Annotated in this window: 17 protein-coding genes; 12 read left to right on the top strand and 5 right to left on the bottom strand. The window is 46.1% G+C overall.

Annotated features, from left to right (window positions below; genetic code table 11):
• Position 1 precedes the first annotated feature (1 nt).
• From NNC77_RS03780 to NNC77_RS03770, 3 genes are all read right to left on the bottom strand, one after another.
• The gene (locus NNC77_RS03780; RefSeq protein WP_254969908.1) at positions 2–1,684 is read right to left on the bottom strand and encodes a RagB/SusD family nutrient uptake outer membrane protein; all 1,683 of its coding nucleotides are present in this window, start codon (positions 1,682–1,684) and stop codon (positions 2–4) included.
• A 12-nt stretch (positions 1,685–1,696) separates the two neighbouring features.
• Positions 1,697–4,351 carry a SusC/RagA family TonB-linked outer membrane protein gene (locus tag NNC77_RS03775; protein ID WP_437183273.1) on the bottom strand — a complete coding sequence of 885 codons (2,655 nt, stop codon included), beginning with the start codon at positions 4,349–4,351 and terminating at the stop codon, positions 1,697–1,699.
• A gap of 228 nt (positions 4,352–4,579) precedes the next feature.
• The gene (locus NNC77_RS03770; RefSeq protein ID WP_117729723.1) at positions 4,580–4,795 is read right to left on the bottom strand and encodes a fibronectin type III-like domain-contianing protein; all 216 of its coding nucleotides are present in this window, start codon (positions 4,793–4,795) and stop codon (positions 4,580–4,582) included.
• Positions 4,796–5,119: 324 nt separating this feature from the next.
• On the opposite strand from NNC77_RS03770, the gene NNC77_RS03765 reads away from it, so the two are divergent.
• The 7 genes from NNC77_RS03765 (at position 5,120) to NNC77_RS03735 (ending at position 12,202) form a co-directional block, all read left to right on the top strand.
• Positions 5,120–5,557: an Hsp20/alpha crystallin family protein gene (locus NNC77_RS03765; RefSeq protein WP_022121596.1), complete on the top strand. Its 438-nt coding sequence runs from the start codon at positions 5,120–5,122 to the stop codon at positions 5,555–5,557.
• A gap of 328 nt (positions 5,558–5,885) precedes the next feature.
• Positions 5,886–6,779 carry a helix-turn-helix domain-containing protein gene (locus NNC77_RS03760; RefSeq protein WP_117693873.1) on the top strand — a complete coding sequence of 298 codons (894 nt, stop codon included), beginning with the start codon at positions 5,886–5,888 and terminating at the stop codon, positions 6,777–6,779.
• A 124-nt stretch (positions 6,780–6,903) separates the two neighbouring features.
• Complete coding sequence (locus NNC77_RS03755; RefSeq protein ID WP_367379666.1) at positions 6,904–7,731, top strand: MBL fold metallo-hydrolase; 828 nt, start codon at positions 6,904–6,906, stop codon at positions 7,729–7,731.
• 14 nt (positions 7,732–7,745) lie between these two features.
• Positions 7,746–8,630 carry an NAD-dependent protein deacetylase gene (locus NNC77_RS03750; RefSeq protein WP_254969910.1) on the top strand — a complete coding sequence of 295 codons (885 nt, stop codon included), beginning with the start codon at positions 7,746–7,748 and terminating at the stop codon, positions 8,628–8,630.
• A 2-nt stretch (positions 8,631–8,632) separates the two neighbouring features.
• A complete protein-coding gene (locus tag NNC77_RS03745; protein WP_254969912.1) occupies positions 8,633–9,313 on the top strand; it encodes a hypothetical protein in 681 nt (226 codons plus the stop codon).
• Positions 9,306–10,124, top strand: a complete 819-nt coding sequence (locus NNC77_RS03740) for a Fic family protein (RefSeq protein ID WP_117693879.1) — start codon at positions 9,306–9,308, stop codon at positions 10,122–10,124. Before NNC77_RS03745 ends, NNC77_RS03740 begins: the two co-directional genes overlap by 8 nt.
• A 92-nt stretch (positions 10,125–10,216) precedes the next feature.
• Entirely contained in the window at positions 10,217–12,202 is a 1,986-nt protein-coding gene (locus NNC77_RS03735; RefSeq protein ID WP_254969913.1) for a heavy metal translocating P-type ATPase, read from the top strand.
• 965 nt (positions 12,203–13,167) lie between these two features.
• Here NNC77_RS03735 and NNC77_RS03730 read toward each other — a convergent pair.
• A complete protein-coding gene (locus tag NNC77_RS03730) occupies positions 13,168–13,641 on the bottom strand; it encodes a PaaI family thioesterase (RefSeq protein ID WP_022121659.1) in 474 nt (157 codons plus the stop codon).
• Positions 13,642–13,973: 332 nt separating this feature from the next.
• On the opposite strand from NNC77_RS03730, the gene NNC77_RS03725 reads away from it, so the two are divergent.
• Entirely contained in the window at positions 13,974–15,014 is a 1,041-nt protein-coding gene (locus tag NNC77_RS03725) for a carbohydrate porin (protein WP_254969914.1), read from the top strand.
• Here NNC77_RS03725 and NNC77_RS03720 read toward each other — a convergent pair.
• Positions 15,004–16,029 carry a lysylphosphatidylglycerol synthase transmembrane domain-containing protein gene (locus tag NNC77_RS03720; RefSeq protein ID WP_254969915.1) on the bottom strand — a complete coding sequence of 342 codons (1,026 nt, stop codon included), beginning with the start codon at positions 16,027–16,029 and terminating at the stop codon, positions 15,004–15,006. The genes NNC77_RS03725 and NNC77_RS03720 overlap by 11 nt on opposite strands.
• Positions 16,030–16,447: 418 nt before the next feature.
• Between NNC77_RS03720 and NNC77_RS03715 the strand changes: the two genes are divergently transcribed.
• From NNC77_RS03715 to NNC77_RS03700, 4 genes are all read left to right on the top strand, one after another.
• A complete protein-coding gene (locus tag NNC77_RS03715) occupies positions 16,448–18,103 on the top strand; it encodes a carboxylesterase/lipase family protein (RefSeq protein WP_254969916.1) in 1,656 nt (551 codons plus the stop codon).
• A gap of 60 nt (positions 18,104–18,163) precedes the next feature.
• Positions 18,164–18,457: a hypothetical protein gene (locus NNC77_RS03710; protein WP_117587460.1), complete on the top strand. Its 294-nt coding sequence runs from the start codon at positions 18,164–18,166 to the stop codon at positions 18,455–18,457.
• 149 nt (positions 18,458–18,606) lie between these two features.
• Positions 18,607–19,071 carry a copper resistance protein NlpE gene (locus NNC77_RS03705; RefSeq protein WP_006848274.1) on the top strand — a complete coding sequence of 155 codons (465 nt, stop codon included), beginning with the start codon at positions 18,607–18,609 and terminating at the stop codon, positions 19,069–19,071.
• A 298-nt stretch (positions 19,072–19,369) separates the two neighbouring features.
• Positions 19,370–20,374 (top strand): TerC family protein, encoded by a 1,005-nt coding sequence (locus NNC77_RS03700; RefSeq protein WP_254969917.1) that lies wholly within the window; start codon positions 19,370–19,372, stop codon positions 20,372–20,374.
• The last annotated feature ends 54 nt before the right edge of the window (positions 20,375–20,428 follow it).

The raw sequence follows: 20,428 nt of genomic DNA, 5'->3' as shown, positions 1-20,428 counted from the left end.
TTTACTTCAAAATATTGACATATCCCTTATTCTGTACCAATTCAGAATTTAAATCGATGCATTTCTGAGGAATCGGGAAGACAGTGGTGTAGCCGGAGGATTCACCCTGAAGAGGCGTACGGAGATCGTAGGCACCGGTGAATTTGCCGAAACGGATGAGATCCTGACGACGCCATCCTTCCCATACCAACTCCAGCAACCGCTCTTCCAAAATGTTATCGAGCGTAGCCTTACGATAAGGCATTCCCACACGGGCACGAATCCTATTCAACTCCTCATCGCCATTCTCTCCGTTTCGGACCTTTGCCTCTGCCTTCATCAATAAAGCATCTGCATATCGGAAAAGAACTATGTCGTTACTCTGCAACTTGCCGTCCATATAAGAGGTTCTATCCACCTCATACTTCGCCATCCTCGCTCCAGCCGTCTTGACAAACTTACTGTTGGTCAGGTTTTGAGCCACTTCAAAAGGCTGATACTCCAACGGCTTTCCATTATCCATCAGCAGTTCATGACCATCTACCTTTACCACTCCCGCCACAAAGTTCATCTTGCAACGGGCATCTTCATCAGCCTCGCCATAATGATTGGCTTTCATCGTAGAAATCGTGGCACAGGTACCATTCTCACTTCCCCATCCCAAGACACCGCCATGCGTATAATGGTAAGAGCGGAAGAGATAATGGAACTGGTTGGTATAGATATTCTTATCCATCGGAATCGTGAAGATATTCTCCTTCGATGTCTCATTATGCGTAGAGAAATTGAATGAATCATCCGACTCCAGGACATAGCCTTCTTCTGCCAGTTTATCACAATAATAAATGCAGGTTTCCCAAGCATTCAACTTCCTACAGTCCACCTTATTGCCATTGCGCAAAGAGGCATCAGAAGCCGGCACAGAGAAATGAATGTCACTTCCCTTCGGACGGCTCGCATAACCCTGGGTCCAGTCATCATACATATAGATTTCTGCATTCAAAGCCAACTTCGCCAACAGAAAGTTGACTATCGGCTGGGTGATGCGACCATAATAATTGCCTTCCTTATTGCTGTGCTGGTCGGGAAGTGAAGGCAATACCTGCTGCAACTCCTGAAAGACAAACTGGAAGATAGAACTGCGATCTGTCTGACCTTGGAACAGGCTGGAATGGAGCTGTTCTGCACTGGAAAGGACCAATGGAACCCGACCGAACATGTCCATAGCATAGTAATAGAACATAGCCCGGATGGCTCTTATCTCAGCCCGATATTCCTCCTGCTGTGCGGCAGAAAGCAGGACCGACTTGTTGCTGATAATATCCAAAGACTTATTAGCCAGCACGATAACCTTATAAAGGTACTTCCACGTATCATAAAGAGACTGGTCATCGGCACTCCACCGATGCTGGTACATGGCATTCCAGAGGCCACCATCATACCAGTCGCCGCCTCGAATCGGAATCATCGCCTCATCGGTGGTCAGCGTATTATAATCGTAAATGCCACGGCAGGTGCCCTGGATGCCCTCACTCTCGTTAGCTCCACCTATATAATTATAGAGAGAAGCCACGGCATTGATATAAATATCAGATGCAGAGCCATAGATGGCATCCTCGTCCAACTGATCCTTAGGATGTTCGTCCAGACAGGATGTCATAGACAATGCCGCCAACAGCAGAAATAAAAATCTATATCGTTTCATAACTTTCTGATTTTAGAATTGAACACTTAAACCCAATGAGAAGGTTCTGTAAACAGGATAAGTCCGCTTATCATCAATACCCATCGTACTGTTCACCACGTAGCTGTTAATCATCGGAGTCAAGCCGCTGTAACTGCTGATGGTGGCAAGATTGTTGACACTCGCCGAAACTCTGAGCGACTGCACCACGCCCTTTCGGATAGGGATATCATAGCCCAGCGTGAGATTCTCTAAGTTGAGATAATCGCCCTTCTCCAGCCAATAATCAGAAACATTCTGGTCAACGATATTCTTCTCAGGAGCTCCCTTCAGCACATTATAATCCGGGAAACTCGACATATTGGTGTAGGCTAAGCCCGTACCATTGAATATCTTATGTCCGAAGGCTCCGTTCATCTGCAATGAAAGATACCAGTCGCGATAACGGAAACTGATATTGGAACCCAACGTTACCTTAGGAGTAGCCTGACCGGCAATATATCTGTCACCGCCATCACTCAAATCTACGGTTCCGTTCTTGTCCAAATCTTCGATATCATAGCGGTAATGCCCATTTCCATCTTCTATAATTCCCTTGCAATGAGGAAGATAGAATACCCCCAAAGGCTGACCAACTATCTGATAGACCACATTGTTGTAACCACCATGCTGACCGGCACCCGACAAGGCACCCATTGCAGTAATATCGGCTGCCGACATCTGCATTCCGTCATATTCACCACTCAGCGAGAGGAGTTTGTTCTTCTGCCAGGAGAGATTCATATTGATATTCAGTTCCATGTCCTTCTTCTGGATAGGAGTGAAGGAAACGCCGACCTCCAAACCCTGGTTGCTCATAGAACCCAGGTTTGCCAACAGTTTATCATAGGCAAAAGGCGGAACCGGCACATCATAGGCATAGAGCATGTCGGTGGTCTTGGAATAGTAATATTCTGCCGTCAGAACCAGCCGGTTGTTCCACAATCCCAAATCAGCTCCGATATTCCAGGTAGCGCGGGTTTCCCACTTCAGATCAGGATTGTTATTGCTAATCATTCCCATCGTAACCGTAGGAGAACTGTTCACCGAAACAATACCATTCTGCCGCACCGTATTCAAAGTGGTATAAGAAGATATTCCGCCAAGATTACCTGAGCGTCCATAGCCCGTACGCAGTTTCAGCATGGTAATTTTCTGGAGAGAACGGAGCCATTTCTCCTGCTTCATATCCCAGGAAAGAGAGACGGATGGGAAGAAACCCCAGGTATGGTCATTGCCCACCATCGAAGAACCATCGCCACGCATGGAAACCGAAAGACTATACTTATTATATAAGGTGTAGTCGACATTGCCCATCACAGAAGCCAGGGTCGGATCTTCGTACTTGCTGTCTGTCCCACCGAAAGGCCGTGATGCAGCAGCACCTATGTTATGGTAATACATGTCGTTGTTGGTGATTCCCTTCGCAGAAGTCCAGAATCCCGTTCGGATATTCTTCTGATATTCAGCACCCACCATTGCCTTCAGATTGTGGATTTCCCACGAATGCTGATAGTTAAACGATACATTAGCAAGCCAGTCCTCGCTCTTGAACTCCCCACGATAGAGATTGCCCTGCGCCCAAACCCAGGTAGGACAGAACTGGTTGTTCTCGTTGGAAGCATAACTGTATGCTCCGAAGGCAGAAACACTCAGAGAATTTGTCATATCATAGTTCAACTTCAGATGAGCATTGAAGTTCATGTTCTTCGTATCATTACGCTCCTTGAGCAAGGCACCGGGAGGATTCACCTGAGATGCAGCCCCATTCTTCACCCAACTGCCGTTCAGCTTATCATAAGGATAAGTAGGATTCATGGCATCGGCAGAATAGAAAAGCATCTGACTGTCGAAGATATCATTGTTCTTGAAAGACGAACCGAACACGCCGAAATCTCCCGTCAGTTTATCGCCAAACGCCTTCTGGGTGACATCAATCTTAGCCACCAGATTACGATAGCCCTTGCTCCGAATAATCGTGTTATGGTCGATATAGCCAAAAGAAGCGCGGTAGTTGCTCTGCGGAGTGCCACCGCTGAAGGCCAGATAATGGTTCTGAATATTTCCGGTTCGGGTAATCGCCTTGCGGAAATTGGTATCATATCCCTTATTGTTATACTCCAGCCCATACTTCTGTGCAGCAGCTATGTATTCGGCGGCATTGAGCATCTCCATACTTTTGTACATTGCCTCTATACCATAGTTTCCCTCGTAAGAAATCTGAAATCCCTTACCCGTACCCTTCTTGGTCTTTACCTGGATAACGCCCGAAGCACCACGGGAACCATAGAGTGCCGTTTCGCTGGCATTCTTCAGTACTGTAAAGCTCTCGATATCGGCGGGATAGATTGTAGCAAGCGTCGCCACATCAGAAGTAACACCATCAATAATCACCAGAGGATCATTGCCGCCCATGATAGAAGTTGTACCGCGAACCCGGACGGAGTTCAACATAGCAATACGGTCAAGACCATTGGTAGTGACGTTAACACCTGCCGTCTGTCCGCTCAAGGCATCCAGGGCATTATTGAGCACACCCTTCTTCAGAAGTTCAGGCTCCACTACACCCACCGAACCTGATAAGCGCAAGGAGTCTAGCCCTTCGATGTTCACAGACTGAGCACTGAGGGTTTGTGGTGCAAGAATCATCGCACCCATCGCATAAAATATGATTTTTAAGTTCTGTTCCATAACTATTTCATCGTTTAGTCAAGGTTCAAATCGATTTTCGATTGCAAATATAATAAAAAAGAGTGATTCAAAGTCCATTTCCTTGAAAAAACTTCAAAAAAAACGCAGGCTTAAGAGTTAAGACAGAAGAAAAGCTCGCCAAGACGTTCAAAATCTTAGCGAGCTTTCTCTTTTTATATCAGTTTTTTATTTCACTTTCACTTCTATCACATTCTTCGCAGCCTCAGCACTCGAACCACCTACGAAGATCTGATATTTGCCGGGAACCACACGCATGGTATTGGTCTGGGAATCCCAACCCTCGAAACTCTGGCGAGGCAGACTGATGGTTACCTGCTGCTGTGCGCTGGCAGAAAGCGACATCGCCATCAGCATCGCCATAAAAAATAGTTGTTTCTTCATTGAACTTATATTATTTATTCGATTTATGCTTTGATTTTTAAGTTGGTGACAAAGTTACACTTTTTTGTTGAGATAACCGCATCATCTGGCAGAAAAGTTTAAAATATTTATCCTTTCGTGCCAACATTACCACTTTCAGTCCGCTGGCACATAAGTTGCAAAAACAGAGAGTGAAAGCTGAAGCTAAAAAATAAAGGGGTTCGGAAGAACAACGGAGTTTCGAGGCGAAAGCAAAAAAATAACAAGAATATTAACAAGCAGAAATCCCGACGGAGCCGTAAGGAACCGAGAGGACGAGTAAAATAAAATTTGGAGGTTTTAATTATGTTGTTAGCACGTAGAAATAATGATTCAGATTGGTTGAGTAACTTCTTTGATGATACTTTATTCAATACCGAAGTAATGTCACGTATGAATGCTACTGCTCCTGCCATTAACATCAAGGAGACAGATAAGAATTACATCATGGAGGTTGCAGCTCCTGGTTTGAAGAAAGAGTGGGTTCGTGTAAACATCGATAACGATGGTAATCTGAACATCGCCATCGAGAACAAGATGGAACACAAGGATGAAGACAAGCACGAGCACTATCTGCGCCGCGAATTCTCTTACAGCAACTACCAGCAGTGTTATACGCTGCCTGAGGATGCTGATCGTGAGAAGATTTCAGCAAAGGTAGCTGATGGTATACTCGAGGTCGAGATTCCAAAGCTTACTCCTAAGGAGGAGGCTAAGACAACAAAGAACATCGAAGTCAAATAATCATCTCCCATAAATGATGGAGGCAGATTCCAAAGCAATTTGGAACCTGCCTTTTTTTGTGTCCTTACCTGAAACATCGCATTTTCATCTACCTTATTATAATGATTTTCATGGAGCAGCCAAAAGTTTTTTACCATAAATCTTTTTTCTTCCATAATTAATATGTAATTTTGCAGGCAGAAAAGCAGATAGGAAAGCTTCTGCTTATCCGTAACGGACAAGATATGGGCTATCATTTTCTGTTGCCCATACGCCACATAATGTATATTTATAAACAGGCAAGTAGATATTTATTCACTTGCGAAACTTCAGATTAAAGATTAAGATTATGGCAAAGCAAAGACAGCGTCTGGTAGAAGTGCCGTTCAACAAGACGGATTGCGGCGTAGATTTCTACATCAACACAGCTTATGGCGGAGAGTGCCCTTGGGTGCTTACGGAGCATGAAGTGTTCAAGACCGACTTCTTCGAAATATTTTTCATCAAGAAAGCTAATGGCTACGTGCTGATAGACTACAGGAAGATAAACCTGAAAGACAGCATGGTGCTCATTGTGAAGCCACACCAGCAGCAGGAATGGCACATTGATGAGCCAGCTCTCGACTACGAGTTTTTGATATTCCGTGAAGATTTTATGCGAACCTTCATTGCCGACAAATTCTTTGTCTATCGACTGCAATACTGCCAGCAGACCGAAACACCGCCCTATTTGATGTGTTCAGGAAATGAATGTGAAGAATATCATCAGCTGCTCAAGAAAATACGGACAGAACTTCGGCAGCCTCAAGCCGACAGCTACAACATCATCGTCAGCGTACTCTACTATCTGCTGGCAATTATGAATCGCCATTATGTCCGTGAGCATCAATTGCCTCAGGCTGCTCCTAAGAATTATTACGCCTTTCAGTTTGTGGAATTGATGGAAACCCACATCCGGAAGTTGCAGCGTGTGCAAGACTACGCCTCGCTGCTCAAGATTAGCCGTATCACCCTGAACCATAGCGTGATGGCGCAGTATGGAGTATCGGCTACCTATCTGCTAAAACAGCGACTGCTGGCAGAAATCAAAAACGAGCTTCTGTTCACCAGCAAGTCTATAAGTGAGATAGCCTACGCTTTCAGTTTCCCCGAACCACCCCACCTGATGCGTTTTTTCAAGCAGCAGACGGGCAAGACATGTCGAAAATTCCAAGAGGACTATAAGAATGGGGTGTATGAATGAGAACAATTTATCATTTTGGTAGTTTTTGGCGGTTTTCCGGTATCTGATACATCAGTGTTTTTTCATACTTTTGCAGTCGGAATAATGAAGGTAAATATATAATGGAATTAAAATTCGCATAAGTATGAAAAAAATGATTTTGATGCTGGCTTTAATGTCGGCTTTTACTCAGTTGAGTGCAAAGAACTACATCCGCCTCATTCGCAATGCAACCCTGAAGATGGAATATGCAGGTAAGCAAATTCTTGTTGATCCATTGCTTGGTGCCAAAGGCTCTTTCGGGTCGGCTCTTGGCGTAAATCCAAATCCTCGTGTAAACTTGACGATGCCCGTGGAAGAAGTGCTTGATGGACTGGATTTCACTCTCTTAACCCACAACCATCCTGACCATTATGATGAAACAGCAGTCAAGCTGATTCGCAAGGATATGCCGTGGTTCGTACAGACTGAAGATGTAGAGCAGGTAAAGGAGAAAGACGGCTTCTTTCATGCCGTGGGCGTTGCAGACAGCATTGAGCATGAAGGAATCACCATTATCCGCGTCAGAGGCAATCACGGACGTGGACAACTTGGTGCGCAAATGGGACCAAGTTCTGGTTACATTCTCAAAGCCAAGAAACAGCCAACCATTTACATTATGGGCGATTGCATTTGGGATGAGAAGACCCAGATAGCTGTATCTACCTATAAGCCAGATTATATAGTAATCAATACTGGTGGAAACATTTTCCTACCACAGTCAAAGACAGATGGAGATATCACGATGAATGAAATGGAAGCTATGCAAATGCTGAAGGACTGCGATCCTCAGATTCGTTTTATTGCGGTTCATATGGATGCCATAGATCATGGACAGACAACAAGGGCTATTCTCCGTAATCAGGCTGAATATGAAAAGGTGGATAAAAAACGCCTGATGATACCAGAAGACGGACAAGTATTGATACTATGACACAGATAGAAATTATGACACAGATAGAAATACTGAAAAAAAATATTCAGGAGGCAGAAGCCATCATCGTGGGTGGTGCCTCTGGAATGTCGGCAGCAGCAGGTTTCCGCTTTTATTATATGAATGATGCCACATTCAAACAGATAGCCGGACAGTTGGGCGAGAAATATCATGCTGATGGTTTTTTCCCACTGTTTTATCATCCGCAAATCAAGAAAGGGGAACTATGGGCAACATTGCTCCGCGAGTACAAGTACTTGTATGAGTGTCATACTGGTGAGCCATACGAGGATTTGGCAGAACCACTCGATGGCAAGAACTATTATATTGCCACCACCAATCAGGATGCGCAGTTTTTCCGCACCTTCCCTGCCGAGAAGATCACTCGCATTCAGGGAGATTTCCGCTACTGGCAGTGTAAGCATACTTGTACAGACGAGATTTATCCCAACAAGGAAAAGGTGTATGAGTTGCTGGACAAGATAGAAGGTGACAGACTGCCCGATGACCTGATTCCCCGTTGTCCACATTGCGGTACGGAGATGGTTCCATGGTGGCGCAGTCGCGAGTTTCTGGAGGGTAGCTATTACCGAAAAGAAATGCAACGCTATCTGGATTTCCTCGAGGAAAACATGAACAAGAAAGTGCTTTTCCTTGAACTTGGTGTGGGTATGATGACTCCAATGTTTATCAAGGAGCCATTTATGAACATGGTATATCGCTGGCACAATGCCACTTATGCAGTCCTCAATCCAAAGGATGCCTATGTTCCAAAGGAGATTGCCAAAAAGAGTATTGCCATTAAGGAAGATATCGCTGTGACATTAAAGAAACTGTTAGGCAAACCGGCAGATCATATCGTATCAGATACAAATTTCGAACCAGGAAGAATATATTAAATATGAATGCAAATATCACTCTAGCCCAAGAATGGATTGCCCAGGCAGATGCCATTCTCATAGGAGCCAGCAACGGACTCTCTATCGCCGAGGGCTATCATATCTTTGCCAACAACGAGATGTTTCGAAGGCAGTTTGGCGACATGCAGCAGCAATATGGTTTCAGAAATGTTGTGGAAGGTCTTTACTTTCAGTATCCTACTGCTGAAGCACGCTTAGAGTTCCACAGACGATTGGTGAAGTTTTGGGTAGAAGATTACCAACCTTCACAGGTAATGCATAACCTCATGAAAGTGATTGGCCAGAAGGATTACTTCATCCTTACCAGCAATGGCGACTTGCATCTGGAGAAATCAGGGTTTGATGAAAAACGCATCTTCGAGATAGAAGGTGTCATGACCGACCTTTTTGCAGCACCAGACCCCAAGAAAAAAACACTCTTCCATCACTTTCTTACAAAATATTCTGGCAAAAAACTCGTTATCTTAGAGTTGGGTATTGGTTCGCGCAACCGACTCATCAAGCTACCTATCATGCAGCTGGCTTATCGTGAGCCGAATGCTAAATATATCACGCTCAACATGCCTCAAGAGCTATATATTCCACAGGAGATAGCAGAAAAGAGCGTGGGTATTGCTGGCGATATAGCCCAGTCGCTCAAAGAATTGAATTCAAATGGATAGACAAGGACATTACAGAACAATAGGAAGGGACGAGAGAGCATACCGCTCTTTCGTCCCAACCCCTTTGCAGGATATTCACTTGGAAATGGATGAAGAAATGCAAACACTGCTTGCTCAAGCACATGAAAGATTGAAGAATCGCAACCTCTCTGATATGGATGCATTGCAGAAGGAAGAAGTTGAGAATTCCATGAATCTGGTATATGGCGAAAAGAAGTCTTTAGCCTTAGCTTTCTTTGAAACAGATGATAAGGAAGATAAGGAAGACAAGAAACGCAAATTAGATGAACAAAACCTTCTTCAAGCCACAAGATTTGCCGTAGAACGCATGCAGAAACTGCCTATTAGCAGCCGATTGCTCAAGGATGTACACTGGGTAATGATGCAAGGTGAGCACAATGAAAGGAAATACCCTGGTGAGATGCGCACCTCACCTATCTGGCTTGGAACAAAAGATGACACACTGGCAACTGCTCCCTTCATTCCACCTGTCTATGAGGATATGGCAAAGTCTATTGCCGACTTAGAAAACTATATCCATTACGAAGAACAGACTGACGCCCTCATCATGGCGGCGCTCATTCATTATCAATTTGAAATGATTCATCCATTCATCGATGGAAATGGAAGAATAGGCAGGTTGCTAACCCTGCTCTTTTTGATGGATAGGAATGTCATCCAACAACCTGTGCTCTCGCTTTCAAAAAATCTGATGAGCAGTTCTTTCAAATACTTCACCGGCATTGCTTCTGTTGAAGTATCTGGAACATACGAAAAATGGGTGAAGTATTTTCTACAACAATTACATTAAATGTTTAATTACATTATTAGAGCACTGAATTAGAGCACTGAGCCCACTTTAAAATGCAAGAAATAAGAATAGGATTTAAAATAGAACAAAAAATGAAGAAAACAATTCCTGTAATAGGCATGGCTTGCAGCGTATGCTCTGCCAATGTAGAAAAGAAGCTGCAGTCGCTCGAAGGCATCAACTACGCCTCGGTTTCCCTAGCGAGCCGAACTGCCCTGGTAGATTATGACCCCGACATTATCTCTCTGGAAGATATGAAACGGGAAATCAGCAACGCCGGCTACGATCTCGTTATCGAAAACGACAGAAGCGTGGAGGAAATCAACCGACGTGAGTTCACCCTCCTGCGCCGCCGAACCCTCGCCTCCTGGCTCTTCGCCATCCTGACCATGTGTTTCTCCATGGGCTGGATTTCCCTGGGTATGGAGCAGAATATGATTTCAGATGGCGTTGCCTCGGCTCATCATACCAGTTCCTTCGCCAACCAGATTTGTCTGCTTCTGGCACTCGCCAACCTGCTCTACTGCGGCAAACAGTTTTATGTTTCCGCCTGGAAGCAGCTCTTGCATCATACGGCAAACATGGATTCACTCGTAGCACTCAGCACCCTCATCGCCTTCCTCTTCAGCACCTTCAACACCTTCTTCGGAGAAATGGTATGGGGAGCGAGAGGCATAGAATGGCACACTTATTTTGATGCTTCCGTGATGATTATCACCTTCGTGCTGACCGGCAGATGCCTGGAAGAAAAGGCAAAGGACAGTACGGCGAGCAGCATCCGCCAACTGATGGGAATGCAGCCGAAAACCGCCCGACTGGTGACTTACGAGAAGATAGAAGGCACCAACGACTACAAGATGGAGGAAGTTCCGATTTCCACCATTCAGATAGGCGACATGATAGAGGTAAGAGCCGGCGAGAAGATTCCGGTGGATGGCGTGGTTACCCAGGCAGAGAGTTTCATGACTCCCGATGCTGCCTATGTAGATGAAGCGATGATTAGCGGCGAACCGACTCCGGCGATGAAAAAGGCAGGCGACAACGTGCTGGCCGGCACCATTCCGAGTCAGGGAAAGCTCCGCATGAGAGCCAAGCAGATTGGCGAGAACACCGCCCTGGCACACATCATCCGCATGGTTCAGGAGGCGCAGGGCAGTAAGGCACCCGTGCAGCGCATCGTGGATAAGGCGGCTCTGATTTTCGTTCCAGCCGTGGCAGCCATCGCCCTTATCACCTTTATAATATGGTGGCTAATAGGCGGCAACGCTGCTCTTCCGCAGGCCATTCTTTCAGCCGTAGCCGTATTGGTCATCGCCTGTCCTTGCGCCATGGGCTTAGCTACTCCTACCGCCCTGATGGTAGGCATCGGCAAGGCGGCGCAGAAGCAGATTCTCATCAAGGACGCGTCGGCACTGGAGAATCTCCACAAGATCAACGCCCTCGTCATCGACAAGACCGGCACCCTCACCATTCCTAACCAGAACATTGATTTCACCAAGCAGGAGGATTTGGATCTGGAGACGAGAGAGACCCTCAAGCCTCATGCCCAGGAAGCGATGAAGCAGTTGCAGGAAAGGGGAATAGAGGTCTATATGATGAGTGGCGACAAGGAGGAAGCGGCTCACTACTGGGCAGAGAAAGCCGGCATCAAGCATTACCAGAGCAAGGTGCTGCCTGGCGACAAGCAGGCATTGGTAAAGAAACTTCAGGACGAAGGCAAACAGGTAGCGATGGTAGGCGACGGAATCAACGACACCCAGGCCCTGGCCCTTGCCAACGTGAGCATGGCGATAGGAAAGGGAACGGATGTGGCGATGGATGTGGCGCAGATTACGCTGATGAGCGACGACCTTCTGGCGATTCCGGAAGCCGTAAAACTGAGCCAGAAGACGGTTCACATGATTTGGCAGAATCTGTTCTGGGCGTTCATCTACAACATCATCTGCATCCCGTTGGCAGCCGGCGCCCTTCATATCTTCGGCATTAATTTCCAGATAACCCCGATGTGGGCAAGTGCCCTGATGGCCTTCTCCAGCGTAAGCGTAGTGCTTAATTCGCTGAGACTGAGATTAGCGTAAAATGATAGATAATGGCAGGTTCCTGATGCGTTAATTTGGAACCTGCCATTATATATTTTCCTCCCTTTCAAGCATACCAAAATACACCTTTCTTTTACAGAGAAAGAAGGAGAAAAATGCTCTTAGGAGCAAGAAAAAGTGGTTCCGATGGCACTTTCCACCCCTTCAGAAAGCTAAAATAAGAGGGGTAAAAGGTAGGATGAAAGGGGAAAAACGAGGAATTTCTTGATATATTTTTGACAAGATTCTAGTAAAAAAGCAAGAAAACTGGGGTAGAGAAAAGATGAATATGTGCTGTTCCTACAATACAAAACATGGTACAAGCCGAAACTATAATATAAGCTAATTTGCTGATTACCATTATATTACAATCATCCATCTCTTCTTCTCGAATAACTATCAGAAGCCTAATCCGGTCATTTTCGGTCACGGTCATTTTCGGTCATTTTCGTTTTCGGGGGCGCAAATCTCCCCTATAAGTATTATATAAATATATATTTATATATACTATAGACCCAAATGACCGAATCATTTTTGAAAATGACCGAAAATGACCGTGACCGAAAATGACCGCTTTCCCAACATCAAAAAACGATTCCAAAGGCAGCTTTTGCAATCAGATGCACAAACCGAAAACACTTATACCTCTACACATCAGCTACTTACGCACTATTTTTCAACATTCTACCGGAAAAAGCTTGCTTTCTGCTTAGATTTTTTGTATCTTTGCACCGGCAATCGAAAGAACAGTCTTCTTGTGCCCAAAATCGGTCATCTATGAAGACCGAGGCTGGTCTTAATAGATGGCAGGCGCCGGTCATCAATGAAGACCACAAAATGGGCGGGAAACGGCTTTCTGGGGAATTGTGATTCAAGGAACTCTTAAACGCAGACTGAGCATGATCAACTTTAAGAACTTTCAAAACTTCAAGAAAGACTCCAGCATTACAAACAAGTGGGGAGAGTTATTCCTCCCCCTCTACCTTGCAGCTGTCGAATCCCATCTCCTTGGCTTTATCAGGACCAAAGGTAAAATAGATGGCTTCGCCCTCATCACAAACCTCGCCTTTGGAATTCTCCAGAGTCAGGTGGATGGTGACGATGTTGCGGCGCTGACTGGCGATGTGACCACGCACCGTAATCTGCGAATCGGTGGTCATCACAGGCTTCTTGTACTTCACGTTGAGCTGCATCGTCACACCCGTGGTCTGCAGTTTGCGGTTGATGACCCAGCCTGCCACTTCATCCATCAGCATACTGATGATTCCGCCATGCAGGGTATTGATCCAGCCCTGGTAATTCTCGCCGGGATTCCAGATGGTAAGCACATCCTCACCCTCTTCCCAAAACTCAAGATGCAATCCTACAGGATTGTTTGGGGCACAGCAAACGCAGTTGTAACCCTCCTTGTTCAAATATGGATTTAATATCTTCTTCATTTTCTAACTTTTTTTAAAACGATGCAAAGGTACGAATATATATCTGATAAGACAAAGTTTTTAAAAAATATTATTGTTGGTAGCCATTTAATACCTAAAAATAAGGACTGAACAGAACCTTCCATCCATATAAGAGAACCACAATACCTAGAAATGAGGATAACAAAGAGTACTTATCTATTTAGAATAAATAAAAATACCAACTATTAAGTATTGCAGGATCTTGAAATATCCATTACCTTTGCAGCATGAATTAGAGAAATGCTCGCAGGCGGCGGGCAAGCGAACAAGAAATTATACAAAACATAAAGATTATACAAAAACATAAAGAAATGAAGAGAATTATTTTTATTATTTTAGGCTGCATCAATATTTGCCTTGCTTATGCACAGAGCTTTAACGGACAATATATTTCTGAATGGCAATGGGACATGAACAAGAATACCAATCTGACTAACCAGCTGAGATTGGAACTGAGTGTTCCGATAGGAAAAGGAAAGGATTCGTTCGAGGCGGCTACGCTGCATGTGGCAAAGACCAACGATGGCATTATTGATGACTGGCAGGGATTTTCGAACATAGATGCAGACAATAACTTCGCCATGCTTGCCGTGCTGGGCTACATGCACGAGTGGAATTCGGGCCATCTGTTTGTGGGTGTGAGGAATGTAAACGAGGATTTCTTTACCTCTGATGTTACGGCACTTTTCCAGAACAGTTCTGAGGGAATCTTCCCTACCGTTGCATCCAGCTATCCGATAGCCAACTATCCGTATTCAGGCTTGACCCTTTACTTTGATGTAACCAAGGGGGGATGGACTTTCAGAAACAGTCTGTATAATGGTGCGGGATATAATGGCTGGAAAGCCCACGACAATCCCTTCCTGGTTCGCCCGAAGAAGGATGGAATCTTCAACATGTCGCAGTTGGAGTATGAACATAAAGGTGGAAAATATTTTGCGGGTGCTGCCGTCCATACCCGTCAATATCCGATCAACGAGAATGGCGAAATGGTTTCTGCCGATGAATCCAAGGGCAAAACAACCTGTGGCTGGTGGATTTACGGAGAGCAGAGTGTATGGAAGGCTGGCGACAAGAACATTTCGTGCATGGTGCAATATTCCGAAAACACCAGTCATCAGAATGCCTGCTACCGATACGCCGAACTGGGCGGTGCCTATCAGGACGAGAAGAACGAGTGCGGTCTGTCAGGTCAGTACGCCCGCTTCCAACAGGGTTCGGAATATTCGCTGGAAGTAACATGGAAAAGACAGCTGACGGAATCCATTTCCCTTCAGCCATCGTTCCAATACATCAAAAACGACAATGGAGATTTCACGGCGCTCAGTGCCCGACTCTATGTCAGTTTCTAGCAATCCATTTCGGCAAGACCAGGGTGCCCATCACCAGGAAAGGGTAATAGAAGATGGCGCGCCAGAGCATGGCGGCAAGGATGGCTACTGAGGCATCGGGCAGGAAATCGGCATAATAAAGGCGGAACATCAACTCCGCCACGCCACTTCCGCCAGGCGTAGGACACAGAATGGAAATCATCCACATCACCCATTGGCGGCACCAAGCCACCAGCATGTTGCCCTGACAATGGAAGGCAATGAGAATAGCTACCACGATGGCGAATCTCGACAGCCACGCCAGGGAAGTATAACCCATCAGCTGCAGCCAGAATCTTCCGCCCTCCAGCTTTGCCTCCTCCGAAGCCATCGTCATCTCCTCGGAAAACTTCTCTACCTTGGGCAGGAATCTGCGAAGGAAAGGAATCTTGCAGCATCCCTTCAATACCCAGCCCAGAATCTGAGGACGATGCAACAACAAGAAGTAGAGGATGGCCGTCCAGACAGCAACGATAAAGGTGCTGACGATGAAGATAACCTGCACTCCGCCCTTAATCCATTCGTTCGTAGCATCCACAGAAATCCCCACTCCATCAGCCAAGCTGAACAAGAGATGCGATGGAACAAAGAAATAGAGCAACACGCAACTGATGGCAAGAAAAGCCTCATCAGCCAGCAGGGCTGCAAACATGGTGAAGATACTTCTGCCCATAGAAACTCCCTCGCGATTGAGATAGACAAAAGCCAATCCACTTCCCCCCACCGCCGAAGGAGTGACGGCAGAAGTAAACTCGCAGAGCACATTGATGCGGAACGCCTCGGCTACGGATAACTTACGCTGGCAGAGATGACGGAAACGGAGGGTGAGCATCAGATTCTGGACCGCAAAGAGCAACACGCCCATTACTACCCCCAGAAAGAACCTGGGAGACAAATCTATCCTGCTCAGAACTTCCACATCAAACTCCCGAATCATCATTCCAACGATGACCACCAGTCCGATGGAAGCCGCCAACCATAAATGCCATTTTTTCATATTACTCTCAAAATAAAACTATACCTTATTATATAATATAACGATTAAATGGCTAATCTATTTTGTTGTCTGTCAATTAAATATTGATATCTATCCAAAACTTCTACAACTATGTCATTCCAAGAGCACACCAGAGTCTCCGCGGCTGCCATATAGTTCATCTGCACCCAACTGCTCGCCGCCTTTGCCAAATCAATCGTCAGCGAATTGCCGAAAGGAGTTTTGCGGATAATGCTGTAATACTTTATACCGCTGCAAAGGTATTTAAAGGATGTTACTTTCATGTTACAAAGAAATGAAAGAAGAGTGAAAGCATTGCCTTTTTACAAAAAGATTTAAAAAATGGGACTGAATAAGACAAGGTAATGATATTTTGATTATATTTGCAGTATTATTGCAAAACTAACAGATTTACGATATGAAAAAACTACTCTTATCCATCGCCTTTCTGCTCCCTGGTATGGGAATGATGGCGCAGACTCAGGTAACGACTGCCGAAGGTATCCTCGAAGGAAAAGATCTCTCAGGCATCACAGTATTCAAGGGTATTCCGTTCGCTGCCCCTCCGGTAGGAAATCTCCGCTGGAAGGCTCCGCAGCCTGTACAGAAATGGCAGGGCGTTCGCGAGGCAAAGGAGTTCGGACCGAACCCGATGCAGGAGTCTCTCTTCGGCGATATGAACTTCGGTACGAAGACCAACAGCGAGGATTGCCTCTACCTTAATATATGGACACCGGCAAAGACCATGAAGGAGCATCTGCCGGTACTCATTTATTTCAACGGCGGAGGACTGATGGCGGGTAGCGGAAGCGAACCTCGATATGCGGGCGATGCGATGGCACGCAAGGGCATCATCTCCATCACAGCCAACTATCGTGAGGGCATCTTCGGATTCTTCGCCCACCCACAGCTCTCTAAGGAAACATCCTACAAGGGTTCCGGCAACTATGGATTCATGGACCAGGTGGCTGCCATCCAGTGGGTAAAGGATAACATCGAGGCTTTCGGCGGCGACCCTAACCGCATCACCATCGTAGGCGAATCGGCAGGTTCCATGTCGGTCAGCGCTCTGATGGCTTCCCCTCTCTGTCAGGGACTCTTTGCGCAGGCAATGGGTTCCAGTGGTTCGGTGATGGGATTCAAGAAGGTGGCTACGCTGAAGGAGGCCGAGGAGGAAGGCGTGCAGCTTGCCCAGAAAATAGCCGAGAAGATGGGTAAGAAAAACGGCAAGAAGGTGGGAAAGAAGGTCGGAATGAAGAATCTCAACGACCTTCGTGCCCTTCCTGCCGAGGAACTGATGAAGCTGGCGGAAGTAAGAGCGGTTCCTGTCTATAATATCGACGGATATTTTATGAAAGAACAGCCTGCAGAGGTCTTTGCCAAAGGCGAGCAGACCAAGGTGCCTCTGCTTATCGGCGGCAACAACCAGGAGATGACTCCATGGGCGGTATTGATGGGCAAGCAGCCAACCGTTGAGAATCTGAAAGCTGGCGCCAAGGCTACTTTCGGAGAAGAGAACATCGATGAACTCTTCCGCCTCTACGGCATCAACAGCGATAAAGATGTATTGGAGCAGCCGGGCGTGAATCTAGCTTCGGATATCTTCCTCGATTATTCAACATGGAAGTGGGGCTACATGCACAAGCTGACCGGCGGACAGCCTGTTTACCGCTACCGCTATTGCCATCCTCGTCCTGCAATGGCCATCAAGGGCAAGGTGGCTGCATTGGCTGGCGGCGTGGTAGATGCCAAGGAAGATGCGGCTCCTGCGCCACAAGACAAGGGAGCCGTTCATTCTGCCGACATCGAGTATGCAATGGGTACATTGCCAACCAACCGCGTGTTCAACTGGCAGCCGGAGGATTATATGATCAGCGACATCTTCAACCAGTATTACGTCAATTTCGTAAAGACCGGCAATCCGAATGGTCTGGGTCTGCCTGAGTGGCCATCCACCAACGGCAAGGCAGTAGCCCCTGTGCTTCAGATAGACGTGAATACCGTCGTAAAAACTGATGCCCAGATGGAGAAGCGCTATGATTTCATAGACAAACTGTTTTGGAAGAAGAAATAATTCTCTCATTACATTGAATCAATCGGAATACAGATTTCATTGAATAAACCAGAAATAGAGATGTTTCAGAAATTCATTATCAACAGAGACGGAGTACTGAAGTTCGGGCGTGTCTACCTGCACCGTGACATGCTGTCACCCGGCGAGCAATGCACCTACGGGGGCGGTTTGTGGAAGATAGATGAAGGCAGAGGCGCCATCGTGCTCTACGGCAGAAGTTTCGACTTCGGTCCTCCCGATTTCGACTTTGTGAAACAGATAGACTGGACGGGCTTGGGCGGCACCCCTCGCCCGCTCTTCTATCTGCCTCATTGGCCTAGCGAAGAAGAGATTGTGCCAGTCATCATCAATTAAGAAAATAGTATAATATTCTATAATTTTCTGTGTAAAACTTGCGGATATCAGAATAAAACACTATTTTTGCGAAGAGAAATCCTTCTCGGGGAAGTGCTCTCTAAGAGAAGAGATTCCGTAAATAAGTAACAATTAAAAAGCAGTATAGTATGAAAAAGAAATTAGTTTTGACAGCAGCCGTCATCGCTGCATTGTCAGTTGTCTCCTGCAATGGCAAGAAGACAAATAGCCAGGGGGCTGACCAGGATAGCCTCAGTTATGCTGAAAATGATTCGCTCAATTCCAACGATGTCATTCTCGATTCCATCGCCGGCACCTACGAGGGAACTCTCCCTGCTGCCGACTGTCCGGGCATCAAGACCGTTTTGACGCTCAACGCCGACAGCACCTACCAGTACTCAGCCGACTATCTGGAGCGCAAGGATGGTCACGACGAAGCGAGCGGTATCTTCAAGGTATTGGCTAACAACGTGGTAGAAATCACCCGTCCATCGAGCGGCGAGACATCTTACTACAAGGTAAAGGATGCCAACAGCCTCATCATGACCGATTCGCTGGGCAATGAGCCTGAAGGCGCCATGGCTAAGCACTATGTGCTGACTAAGAAAAGGTAAAAGAGCCTTTAAAAGATAAAAGGGTAAAAAGAGCACCCTAGCGTAACATTCCGCTAGGCTCTTTTTACCTTTTTACTTTTTTACCCTTTTACCTTTAAAACGCCTTTTTTGCCGGTTCTCACAGCGCCATTATTACAAACCTGTTACATTCCTGCCTTTCAAGTTAAAATCAATTAAGTTTTGCACCGGAACCTTCGCTATTCCAGATATTTTTCCTAATTTTGCGCCCACGTTTCTAACAGATGAAATGATTTTAAGATTCAATGGTATATACTAAATAGATTAAGGATAAAGAAAAATGGAACATGTTTTTACTGAATCGATGTTTTTGGTGGGATTCGTGATTTTCATCGCCGCCATACTCGTATTAGACATGCTGGTCATCGACCGAAAGGCACATGTGGTGTCTATCAAGGAAGCCGGTTCATGGACGGCTGTATGGATTATTCTAGCGCTCGCCTTCGCCGTATTCATCTATTTTCATGGCGACATGGTACACGGCATAGAGAACTTCGACGACCTGAAGCTGATAGCCTCGCGCTATGCTTCGCATCTCAAACTGGACCCGAACGACTATGAGGGAAGTCTGCAGCAATACCGACACTATATGACCATCTCCTACATCTCGGGTTATCTGATAGAGAAAACGCTCTCGGTAGATAATCTCTTCGTGATGATGATGATTTTCACCTCGTTCGGAGTGGACAAGAAAGATTACCAGCACGTACTGAACTGGGGTATCCTGGGAGCCATCGTACTGCGCTTCGTCTTCATCTTTGCGGGTGCTGCGCTCATCAGCCGTTTCGCCTGGATATTGCTCGTATTCGGAGGATTCCTGGTTTACAGCGGTGCCAAGATGTTCCTCAACAGGAACAAGAAGGAAGAGATCAATGCCTTGGAGCATCCGGTAGTGAAGTTCATGCAGAAGCGCCTGCATCTGGGTCCGCTGGTGATGACGGTGGTATTCATCGAGTTCTGCGACCTGATTTTCGCCTTCGACAGCATCCCAGCCGTATTCTCGGTATCGCTCGATCCATTCGTGGTGTTCTTCTCGAATATCTTCGCCATCCTGGGCTTGCGTGCCCTCTTCTTCCTGCTGGCAGCGATAGCAGACAAGTTCCGCTATCTGAAGGTGGGTGTGAGTGTGCTGCTGGTGTTCATCGGTGTGAAGATGCTCATCCACGATTTCTTCGAGATTGATGCAGTCAGTTCGCTGGTATTCATCATCCTCGTACTGCTTGTCAGCATCGGGGCTTCGGTGATGATTCCGCAGAAACAGGAAGCGTTGGAAAATACGAAATAAGCAAACCATTCGTAAAGGAGATTATCATCAGGTAATCTCCTTCCAGGAAAACAT

Origin of the sequence: Segatella copri (assembly GCF_024330485.1) — a bacterium.
GTDB classification, from domain to species: Bacteria; Bacteroidota; Bacteroidia; order Bacteroidales; family Bacteroidaceae; genus Prevotella; species Prevotella copri_L.
The sequence above is the reverse complement of the archived record's forward strand: the minus strand, read 5'-3'. Positions and strand labels throughout refer to the sequence as shown.

Excerpts from the sequence above, each read along its gene's own strand:
- NNC77_RS03780 (WP_254969908.1), bottom strand. The coding sequence starts at position 1,684 with ATGAAACGATATAGATTTTTATTTCTGCTGTTGGCGGCATTGTCTATG.
- NNC77_RS03730 (WP_022121659.1), bottom strand. The coding sequence starts at position 13,641 with ATGAAGAAGATATTAAATCCATATTTGAACAAGGAGGGTTACAACTGC.
- NNC77_RS03735 (WP_254969913.1), top strand. The coding sequence starts at position 10,217 with ATGAAGAAAACAATTCCTGTAATAGGCATGGCTTGCAGCGTATGCTCT.
- NNC77_RS03775 (WP_437183273.1), bottom strand. The coding sequence starts at position 4,351 with ATGATTCTTGCACCACAAACCCTCAGTGCTCAGTCTGTGAACATCGAA.
- NNC77_RS03705 (WP_006848274.1), top strand. The coding sequence starts at position 18,607 with ATGAAAAAGAAATTAGTTTTGACAGCAGCCGTCATCGCTGCATTGTCA.
- NNC77_RS03765 (WP_022121596.1), top strand. The coding sequence starts at position 5,120 with ATGTTGTTAGCACGTAGAAATAATGATTCAGATTGGTTGAGTAACTTC.
- NNC77_RS03700 (WP_254969917.1), top strand. The coding sequence starts at position 19,370 with ATGGAACATGTTTTTACTGAATCGATGTTTTTGGTGGGATTCGTGATT.
- NNC77_RS03725 (WP_254969914.1), top strand. The coding sequence starts at position 13,974 with ATGAAGAGAATTATTTTTATTATTTTAGGCTGCATCAATATTTGCCTT.
- NNC77_RS03760 (WP_117693873.1), top strand. The coding sequence starts at position 5,886 with ATGGCAAAGCAAAGACAGCGTCTGGTAGAAGTGCCGTTCAACAAGACG.
- NNC77_RS03745 (WP_254969912.1), top strand. The coding sequence starts at position 8,633 with ATGAATGCAAATATCACTCTAGCCCAAGAATGGATTGCCCAGGCAGAT.
- NNC77_RS03740 (WP_117693879.1), top strand. The coding sequence starts at position 9,306 with ATGGATAGACAAGGACATTACAGAACAATAGGAAGGGACGAGAGAGCA.
- NNC77_RS03710 (WP_117587460.1), top strand. The coding sequence starts at position 18,164 with ATGTTTCAGAAATTCATTATCAACAGAGACGGAGTACTGAAGTTCGGG.
- NNC77_RS03755 (WP_367379666.1), top strand. The coding sequence starts at position 6,904 with ATGAAAAAAATGATTTTGATGCTGGCTTTAATGTCGGCTTTTACTCAG.
- NNC77_RS03720 (WP_254969915.1), bottom strand. The coding sequence starts at position 16,029 with ATGAAAAAATGGCATTTATGGTTGGCGGCTTCCATCGGACTGGTGGTC.
- NNC77_RS03770 (WP_117729723.1), bottom strand. The coding sequence starts at position 4,795 with ATGAAGAAACAACTATTTTTTATGGCGATGCTGATGGCGATGTCGCTT.
- NNC77_RS03715 (WP_254969916.1), top strand. The coding sequence starts at position 16,448 with ATGAAAAAACTACTCTTATCCATCGCCTTTCTGCTCCCTGGTATGGGA.
- NNC77_RS03750 (WP_254969910.1), top strand. The coding sequence starts at position 7,746 with ATGACACAGATAGAAATACTGAAAAAAAATATTCAGGAGGCAGAAGCC.